Here is a 9,475-nt window from a genome sequence, read left to right on the forward strand (position 1 = left end):
TAAAAGTGACTATCGCGTTTTTAGACGATGAAATTAAACAGCTTAAATCTGACATTGATAACCACATAGATAATGAACCTGATTTAAAAAGAAACAGGAAACTACTTGAGTCTATCCCTGGTATTGGGCCAGTATTATCGAGAGAGCTGACGTATTTGTTTGCCGCTAAAAAATTCAATAAAGCCAAAGAAGCGGCGGCTTATTGTGGATTAATTCCACGGCATAATGAATCGGGTAAATTAAAAGGGCGAACATCAATCAGTAAACTTGGGCCAGCCAGAATTCGATGCAAACTTTATATGGCAGCCATTGTCGCCGGGCAATGGAATAAAACAATAAAGAGACACAAGTTAACGTTAATAAATAATGGTAAAACACCGATGCAAGCTGTGTGTGCAAATATGCGAAAGCTCATTCATATATGTTTTGGTGTAATAAAAAACCAAGAAGCGTTTAAGCTCCAAGAAAGTTAAATACGACCTTGAAGCTTAAAATGAGAGATGGTATCTACTATCCATCCAAAATTTTTAAACATAATTTTCTCTATTTAAATAAATTGCCTCTTTATATATGAGGCTTGGGTCTGTTGATCTTTGCGGATTGAAATTTGTTCAAACTAGGGGCTATTTAATTGCGTCGCGAGGTTTGTAACCAGTGGGCCAAGTAAAAACCGAGCAAAGCTTACGCGTCCTGCTCACGCCTATTTATGGGGAATAACCACACCGCATAGGCTTTACCTTGCCTAAACCCCAAACAGACGGCTGCAAATTTAACCTTGAAAGTTCAACTGACCCTAAAGTTAAAGGCAATTTTATTGCCTTGGTTAGCATATCTATCGCTTAATTGGTAAGTGCTTAGATAATAAAGCCAAGTCTACAGAGTATTTTAAAATTGATAATATCCCTATTTACTTAATCAGTTCATAGTAAATATATATAATAGATGATGAGGCTATTGAGTAGTTCTTAAGTTAGAGTTTTAAAACAGCGCTTAAAATCGCTTTACAGCTGTGTTTATTGGCTACTTTTAGCGTATTTACGCGAACGGGTTTATTTATATTCGCTATTAGCGCATACACCTTAGTTATATGTTGAGTAAGCTGTTAAGATGCGCCGTCTTAATAATGTAGAAAGGTTATAGAAGTAACATGTCAAAATTTTTCTTTATGGGTAAGCCCGACATAATGGGTAAAAATAACAGTAATGGATTTGCGCCAAATCGTATCGCTAAGGTAGGCACAGAGTTGCACCCGTTAACGCTAATTGTAAACTCAGCTGAACGACAATCAGAAATAGAAACCATATTAGAAGAGCATTCGCTGTTTGCTTCAATTGAAGTTAAAGCAGACGTACCAGAAGATATTCGCGAACTAGACTTTGCGCTTAGCAAGTCAACACCACAAGTATTTGATAAAGTACCAGAGCGTAACGCACCTTGTGTATGTGGTAGTGGCAAAAAATATAAAAAGTGTTGCGGTTAGTTTCTTAACAACTAAATATGTAGCCTTTCTTTTTTCATCGGTATTAAATAAAAATGCCACTGACCTTGAGCCAGTGGCATTTTTTAATGTTAACCAATTATATGTTTAACTACTTACGTGGCTCGTAATCAATTCTAAATATAACCGTGTACAGTACCGGCACTACAATGAGCGTAAGTATAGTTGCAAAGCCTAAACCGAACATTATGGTTACCGCCATTGACTGGAAGAACACATCAAATAATAGTGGGATCATACCTAAAATAGTGGTTATAGCGGCCATTGCAACTGGTCGCACACGGCTCACTCCGGAGTCAAAAACGGCCTCATAAGGTGATTTACCTTCACTTAATTCAAGATTTATTTGATCGACCAATACAATGCCGTTTTTAATTAGCATACCGCTTAAGCTTAATAAACCAAGTAGCCCCATAAAGCTAAACGGCGCATTCATTGCTAACAAGCCCGCGCTTACACCAATAATAGCCAAAGGCACTGTTGCCCAAATAATTAGTGGTTGTTTAAGCGAGTTAAAAAGTAATACGGTAACTGCAAACATAGCTAAATAACCCAGTGGTAATGAGCCAAATATTGCTTTTTGAGCATCGCTTGATGACTCGTATTCGCCGCCCCATTCAAGTTGGTAACCGCGCGGTAGCTCCATGTTTTCAATTGGACCACGAATACGCGCAAATAGTTTTGCAGGTGTTTCATCACCTAATACATTGTTATCGGCCATTACCGTGATTGTACGTTTGCGATCGCGGCGCATTATTAAGCTGTCTTCCCACTGCACAATAAATTCGTCTACAACTTGGGTCACTGGCACAAAAACACTCAGTACAGGACTATATATTTGAAGGTCGTGTACGCTTTCTACGTTTAAGCGCTCGTTTGCCGGAGAGCGTGCAATAATAGGTAGCAACTGTGTACCATCGCGATATACACCCACTTGTTTACCCGAAAGGCTTGTTAGTAATACATTGTCTAGGTCTGATTTACTAATGCCTAATCGACGTGCTTTTTGCTCGTTAAATTGTGGGCGAATCATTTTGGTACGTGCGCGCCAGTCATCACGAATATTGTAGGCGCCATCGTCGTTACCAATAAGCTCTTTAGCCTTAGCAGCTAGTTGTCTTAGAATAACAGGGTCAGGGCCTGAAAAACGTGCTTCTATTTTTGCATCAGTAGAAGGGCCAATTTCCATCGGTTTAATTTTAAGCTGTGCAGAAAGTGCATGATTGTCTGAATAATCGCGTACTGTTTGCATTACAGTTGCTACGGCTTCTCTGTCGGCAACACGAATAATCAATTGCCCATACGCCGGGTATGATTTTTCTGGTGCGTAGGTAAGCATAAAGCGCGGTGCACCTTGCCCTGTTGTGCTTGTTACTTCTTCAACAAGGTCTTCTTTTTGTAAAAACTCTTCAAGTTTTTTAACGCCTTCAATAGTTGAGCGAATATCAGAACCTTGTTCTTGCCAGTAATCCACATAAAACATAGGCGTGTTAGAGGCAGGGAAGAACGACTGTTTTACAGAGCCAAAACCAACAACCGCAGTACACAGCAAAACAACCATTAGTATAAGCGTGGTTTTTCTAAAGTGCAGTGCTAAATCTAAAATCGCTTTATAACCATTAAAAATAAACCCTTTGTATGGGTCTTCATCTTCTTGGCCTGCTTCGTTTTTAAATTCGTTTTCTTTGAACATTAAATTAGCAAAAAATGGCGTTAAGGTAATCGCTGTGATCCAGCTTAATAAAAGCGAAATAAACAACACCCAAAACAAGCTACCGGCAAATTCACCGCTGGCATCAGAGCTTAAGCCAATTGGCGCAAACGCAGTAACCGCAATTACTGTTGCCCCTAGTAATGGCCATTTTGTTTGCTCAACAATATTAATAGCCGCTTTTAGTTTTGTTTGGCCACGTTTGAGGTTTATAAGTATGCCTTCAGTGACGACTATTGCGTTATCAACCAGCATTCCCAGTGCAATAATAAGTGCCCCAAGCGATATGCGCTGCAAATCGATAGCAAACAACTTCATAAATATAAATGTGCCCAGAACGGTAAGTAGTAAAATACCACCAATTAAAATACCGCTTTTTAAGCCCATAAATAACAGTAGTACTACAATAACAATCGCGATGGCTTCAAGTAGGCTGATAATAAAACCATCAACCGATTTTTGAACCTCTTGAGGCTGGTTATATACCGAGTTTATGTCAATACCATGAGGGCGTTGGTATTCAAGTGATGCCAAATGTTCATCTATGTGTTTACCTACATCAACAACATTAACCCCCGTCATAAATGACACGCCAATTAGTAAAGACTGCTGTGAGTTATAACGAATAATATTGTTGGGTACTTCTGCGTACTCTCTGTAAACCTTAGCGACATCACCTAAATAAATAAGCTCATTAGCGCCAGGCTTTGAGATTAATAGTGTTTCGAGCTCTTTTACATCTTTAAACTCGCCAGTAGGGTGCAATCGAATTGATTCATCGCCTACGCGTATTTTACCTGCGTTAGATACCGTATTTTGTGATTGCAATAATGCAAAAATATGGCTTGGTGCAATACCTAGTTGCGCAAGTTTACGGGTAGATACTTCAACCATTACTTGAGCTTGTTGTTGCCCTGCAACCGTTACTTTACTAACACCTTTAACAAGGACTAGTTCGCGCTTTAAAAAATCGACGTAATCTTTTAGTTCATCATACGAGTAACCATCGCCAGTTACCGAATACATAACACCGTAAACATCGGCAAAGTCATCCAAAATAGTACTTGGGTAAACACCACTGGGTAATGACGGAGAAAGGTCGTTAATTTTACGACGCATTTCATCCCAAATTTGGCGCAGTTGCTCTTTTCGATAAGTACTTTTCATTTCTACCGAAATTTGCGACTTACCGTTAGACGAAATAGACGTAACGTAATCAACATACGGTAATTGCTGAATCGCGTTTTCAAGAGGAAAAGTCACTTCTTCTTCAACTTGTTGCGGCGACGCGCCAGGGTACATAGTAATAACCATGGCTTTTTTAAGGGTAAACTCAGGGTCTTCTAGTTGTCCTAAATCAAAGTACGACACACTACCGCCAATTAATAGCAGCAGGGTAAACATCCAGCTTATTACTTTTTTCTCTATGGAGAGTTGTGCAAAGCTCATAATTATAAGCCTCGCTCTTTATTCCATGCTCTTACTTTCATGCCTTCTTTTAATGAATGCACACCGGCAGAAACCACAATTTGACCTTCTTCAATGCCACTTAACACTTCAATTCCATCGCGGTGCAATTGGCCAATTTTTACGGCCTGCTTATGAACCTGACTAGTATTTGAATCAAAAAGCCACACGTAAGCGTTATCTTTAATTGTTTCTTGCGGCTCAGAAAATACCGATTCAATAGGTAAAATAGTATATGAAACTTGCGAGCGCGTTACCTTGCTTAAATCAATAAGCACGCTGCCCGTCATACCTGCTAGTAAATTAAAGTCCTCAGGTACTGGTAGCGAAAACACAACCTTATAAGTAAGCGTTGCTGGATCTGCTTGGGTATCCCACTCTTTAATATCAAGTGTGTACTGTTTATCGTCAAAGCCGTCAAACTTTACTGTAGGGTGGTAATCGGTGCCTTTTTTAAAGCGAGCCACTATTCTTTCAGGAACCTGAATTTCTACATCCATTAAATCGCGTGTTTCTAAGCGTAATATATTTTGCTTGGCTTGAATGTTTTCAAAGTTTTTAACAAATACTTTAGCAACCGTGCCCGAGAAGGGCGCGCGTAGTTCGCTGTACTCAAGGTTTGTTTGTGCAATTCTAAATGCCGATTCGGCAATTTGCATATTAGCAGTGGCTTGATCTAGTTCTGATTGGCTGGTGATTTTTTTCTCAAACAACTGCTCAATACGGCCAAGTTGTGATTTTGCCAGTTCAAAGCGTGCTTTACGCTCGTCAAACTGTAATTGAAAATCTTCTGGGTCTAGCTTTGCTAATAAATCGCCTTTTTCAACGTGTTCACCAGCAAGTACCGGAAACTTAATAAGTTCGCCATTTACTCTAAAAGCAAGGTAAGAGCCTTGGTTTGCAACTACCTCAGCAGGAAAACTACGAATGTTAATTTGAGAATCATGACCTATGTTGAATAATTTAACTGGGCGAATGGGCTCTTCTTTAACTTGTTGTTCTGGTTCAGAACAGGCAAGTAAGCTTAGTAGTGTCGTAGTTAATAAACATAGACGAAAGAGTTTCATGTCTTCTCCGTTGCAATGATGGCAAAATAATTAAGTGCAGGATACGCTGCAAACATATAAAATAAAAATCATTAAATTTTAGAAACTCAATAAGTTTTACTTATAATGTTGTCGAGCTGTATATGAAGCTGAATCAATTACTAATTTTAGATGCAATAGTGCAAAGTGCAAGCTTAAGCGGGGCAGCATTAAAGCTGCATAAAACACAGCCTGCACTTACACTCGCCATTAAAAACTTAGAAGCAAAAATAGGATTTGAGTTACTAGACAGAAGTAAGTACCGATTACAGCTTACTGAAAAAGGGCGGATTTTTCACAGGGAAGCACTGCAGTTATTACATGCTAATGACGAGCTTGCACAACTTGCTAAAGAGTTAGCATTAGGCAATGAGCCCCAATTTAGAATTTGTTATGAACAAATTTGCCATCTGAACAGTTATAACGAGATCATAAGTAATACTTTTAGGTTGTTTAAGCGCACAGAGTTTAACTTAACCAGCGGAAAACGCTTTGTTTCACTCGAGCAAGTCAACAGTGGCATTGCTGAACTTGGAATAGGCCCTTGGTTTGATTTATTTCATGCAACAGGGCCTTTAGAAAGTCTACCAATAGGTAAACTTAATATTGGCATTGTTGCATCTACTCAGGGTTTTAAAAAAAACATGACGTTTAGTGAATTACAAAATTGCCCATGTTTAGCCATGTTCGAAAGCGACTTGAGTATCGACAGTGATAGGCTTTCATATTCAAAAAGTTCAGTTTTGATGAAAATAGACGACGTAACTAACTTAAAGTCGTTTTTACTAGCGGGCTCTGGCTGGGCAATGATGAACATAGATTACTGCGCCCCTGAAATAGAAGCTGGGCTTTTACAGCAAATACATATTAACGACAGAGAGGATCAGTTTGGCATAGAAGTGCGCGCATTTAGACGCGATGCGATTCACCATGGCCCTGTAGCGAGAACTATTTGGGAGCAGTTTAAAGTACTTAGTGAGGCGTATTTAAATGAACGCAGATATTGATAAAGAAACCCTTATTTATACTGTTATCGCAGGCATTCCAATAGGTAAAGTAGCAAGCTACGGGCAAGTTGCAGGCCTTGCTGGCTATCCTCAAAACTCACGATTGGTGGGGCGTTTATTAAAAGTGATGCCAAACGACTCGGTTATACCTTGGCATAGGGTAGTGAATAGCCAAGGTAAAATATCATTCCCAGCGGGTAGCGAAAAATACCAAGAACAACGCGAAAAGTTATTATCAGAAGGCGTACTGTTTAAAAACGACAAAGTAAATATGCGCGAGTGCCGGTGGGAGTGATGTGACTATTGTGGTCAGGTAAGTGTCAGAAGCGGACATTAAGGAAATTTTGTATCTGAACGATCCCAAGCTAGCGTAGTTATCTGTCAGACTTTATGGATAAAGTATTTGACCTACTTTTTCTAATCAGTGTAATGTTTAGTGTACTGAGTACTCACCAGCCTTCAGAAACAAGGGAAACTTTTGTTGAGTTTTAAATATTTTATATGAGTAAGGAAAATTTGAATGGAATCAGAAACGTTATGCTTGCCTAATGAATTTGTATCTAAAAGCAATGAGATAATCAAGCCTCCATACGAGCTCGGATATTATTCTATCAGCTCTATTTATAGGGAACACTCAAAATTAGAGCGAGAAAACCAAAATGAAGCATTAGCAAACGCATTAGACCTTGCTGCCGCTATTTGTTCTATGATGCTTAGGCCAGATAGTGCCAATGAACCATTTCAACCATTTATACAGTTGGAAGGTAAGCGCTCTGCAATTGCTGATGATTTCGATAATGAACAATTATTTTTCATAGAAAATATATTAGAAGGAATTAAAGAGCCTTTAGTAACAGCTCGGTTTGCAGATTTATTGTGGCTGTGCCTAACCCCTAGAAAAGTATCTTATGTTCGTATAGCAATTGAAAATTATCTAACCCTTCGAATCCATCCAGATACTTGGCACTCAGGTATCGGGGATTGTTGGAATAGGTGTATTCGGCTGGCTAGGCAGATCGGAGATTCTGATTCAATGGAAAATATTGAAAAAGCATTACAGTCAGCCCTTCAAAAAGATTTCCCAGGTAGCTCATTCATGCACCTATGGATCGCTGAAATAATTGACAGCAATAGATTATGTAAAGATCAAGTTGAACCATTGGTAGAGTTGCTATTTGATAAGGGCAAATATTTTCATACAAATCAAGCTTACCGAGAAGCGAGAGAGTATTTATCTCTATCTGAACGTATTTTTAAATCATCAGGCAATGAAGAAAGTTGGTTAGATTGTTTGATGATAGCTGCTGACTGTTACGAGTTAGAAGGTGATTCTAGGGCAGAAAGTAATGCTCCTAGCCAAATGGTTGCGAATTCATTTTATGAAAATGCATTGCAAGCATATCGAAGAATACCAGTTTCGAGAAGATGTGAGCTGGGAGTAACTGAAAAGCTAGAGTCCATAAGAAATAAAATCACTGAAGCAGGTTCAGGTTCATTAAGTGAAATGGGGCTTTTAAAAAGCCCGGGAATTGATATATCTGAGCTAGTTAAAAACGCTAGGAATCATGTTGGGAATAAGAAAACTCTAGAGCTTGCCTTACTGTGTTTTACAGGCTTTTCTGTTCAAGAATATCAAGATTTACGCCAAAGGACGGTTGATAATATACAACAATTTCCGCTTAGTAATTTATTCGCTGGCACCCATATGGCGGGTGATGGAAGAGTAATAGCTAAAACACCTGCTCTTAATTTCGACCTTGATTCACAAGTGAGCGAAAAATCCATTTTTAATAAAGTTGTTCAAACTTTTCACCAAAACATGCAATTAACAGTAGAGGGACAAATAATCCCCGCTTTAAATCAAATATTGTCTGAGTTCAGAGTAACTAGGGAGTATTTAAAGTTAATTTGTTATCACTCGCCAATTGTTCCTGAAGGAAGGGAGTACCTAATGGCCAGTGCACTTTGGAGTGGTTTTGAACATGATTTTGGAAATGGCATTTATTTATTGGCTCCGCAAGTAGAGCATCTTGTAAGGATGATTTTAAAGAGCGAAGGAATTCATACCTCAAATATCGATAGAGATGGTATTGAAAATGAAAATGGGTTAACAACATTACTCAATAACGAACGAGCTGAAGAAATTTTAGGTGAAGATTTACTGTTCGAACTAAAAGCAGTCTTCACCGAGTCAGTAGGGCCTAATTTACGGAATGAAGTTGCTCATGGTTTACTTAGCGATAGCAGCTCAAATAGTATAGCAAGTGTATATAGTTGGTGGATGATTTTACGTTTAGTTGTGCGGTCTCTTTCACGACGCTGAGAAACAGTAGGAAATAGGATATGGACATTAAGATTAAAAATTGTAATAGCATCAATTCAGCAGATATCTCCATTGTATCAAATAAGCTAAATATAAAGTTTGCTCCCAATGGAACAGGCAAAAGCACTATTTCAAACAATCAATAAACAAGACATCCATCCTAAATTTGCACTTTCTAAGGTTAATGACTAAATTTCAATTAGTCTAAAAAGTGAGTAGGTGTTTTATGGCTATTGCAAGAAAACGTCAGGTAAGTTTGGTTGGAGGGCGTTCAGAATTCTGTGTCAGCCTAAATTGCTAAATATCTAGCACACCATCTAACCTACCTTCGAAGTGGATGGCCAATTGCGACAATGTCAGATTCCAGTTATGGATTGGCATTGT

General features: G+C 38.8%; 7 protein-coding genes. 5 read left to right on the forward strand and 2 right to left on the reverse strand.

What is annotated here, in order from left to right; genetic code table 11:
- Both I6F49_RS19755 and I6F49_RS19760 read left to right on the forward strand, forming a co-directional pair.
- On the forward strand, window positions 1-473 hold a 473-nt coding region (locus I6F49_RS19755), incomplete at its 5' end, for a transposase (RefSeq protein WP_197181708.1).
- 674 nt (window positions 474-1,147) lie between these two features.
- Window positions 1,148-1,480: a PBPRA1643 family SWIM/SEC-C metal-binding motif protein gene (locus I6F49_RS19760; protein WP_166420562.1), complete on the forward strand. Its 333-nt coding sequence runs from the start codon at window positions 1,148-1,150 to the stop codon at window positions 1,478-1,480.
- A 109-nt stretch (window positions 1,481-1,589) separates the two neighbouring features.
- Here the strand turns inward: I6F49_RS19760 and I6F49_RS19765 are convergent, their stop codons facing one another.
- Complete coding sequence (locus tag I6F49_RS19765) at window positions 1,590-4,658, reverse strand: efflux RND transporter permease subunit (protein ID WP_197181709.1); 3,069 nt, start codon at window positions 4,656-4,658, stop codon at window positions 1,590-1,592.
- A gap of 2 nt (window positions 4,659-4,660) precedes the next feature.
- Window positions 4,661-5,743, reverse strand: coding sequence for an efflux RND transporter periplasmic adaptor subunit (locus tag I6F49_RS19770; protein ID WP_197181710.1), 1,083 nt, complete (start codon window positions 5,741-5,743; stop codon window positions 4,661-4,663).
- 122 nt (window positions 5,744-5,865) lie between these two features.
- Between I6F49_RS19770 and I6F49_RS19775 the strand changes: the two genes are divergently transcribed.
- The 3 genes from I6F49_RS19775 (at window position 5,866) to I6F49_RS19785 (ending at window position 9,091) form a co-directional block, all read left to right on the forward strand.
- Window positions 5,866-6,768, forward strand: coding sequence for a LysR family transcriptional regulator (locus tag I6F49_RS19775; RefSeq protein ID WP_197181711.1), 903 nt, complete (start codon window positions 5,866-5,868; stop codon window positions 6,766-6,768).
- On the forward strand, window positions 6,752-7,063 hold the full coding sequence (locus I6F49_RS19780) for an MGMT family protein (RefSeq protein WP_197181712.1): 312 nt from the start codon (window positions 6,752-6,754) through the stop codon (window positions 7,061-7,063). Before I6F49_RS19775 ends, I6F49_RS19780 begins: the two co-directional genes overlap by 17 nt.
- A gap of 225 nt (window positions 7,064-7,288) precedes the next feature.
- The gene (locus I6F49_RS19785; protein WP_197181713.1) at window positions 7,289-9,091 is read left to right on the forward strand and encodes a DUF4209 domain-containing protein; all 1,803 of its coding nucleotides are present in this window, start codon (window positions 7,289-7,291) and stop codon (window positions 9,089-9,091) included.
- The last annotated feature ends 384 nt before the right edge of the window (window positions 9,092-9,475 follow it).

Source organism: Pseudoalteromonas sp. SWN166, from assembly GCF_015864485.1.
Taxonomy (GTDB): domain Bacteria; phylum Pseudomonadota; class Gammaproteobacteria; order Enterobacterales; family Alteromonadaceae; genus Pseudoalteromonas.

Coding starts and splice junctions, on each gene's coding strand:
- I6F49_RS19760 (WP_166420562.1), top strand. CDS start 1,148: ATGTCAAAATTTTTCTTTATGGGTAAGCCCGACATAATGGGTAAAAAT.
- I6F49_RS19765 (WP_197181709.1), bottom strand. CDS start 4,658: ATGAGCTTTGCACAACTCTCCATAGAGAAAAAAGTAATAAGCTGGATG.
- I6F49_RS19770 (WP_197181710.1), bottom strand. CDS start 5,743: ATGAAACTCTTTCGTCTATGTTTATTAACTACGACACTACTAAGCTTA.
- I6F49_RS19775 (WP_197181711.1), top strand. CDS start 5,866: ATGAAGCTGAATCAATTACTAATTTTAGATGCAATAGTGCAAAGTGCA.
- I6F49_RS19780 (WP_197181712.1), top strand. CDS start 6,752: ATGAACGCAGATATTGATAAAGAAACCCTTATTTATACTGTTATCGCA.
- I6F49_RS19785 (WP_197181713.1), top strand. CDS start 7,289: ATGGAATCAGAAACGTTATGCTTGCCTAATGAATTTGTATCTAAAAGC.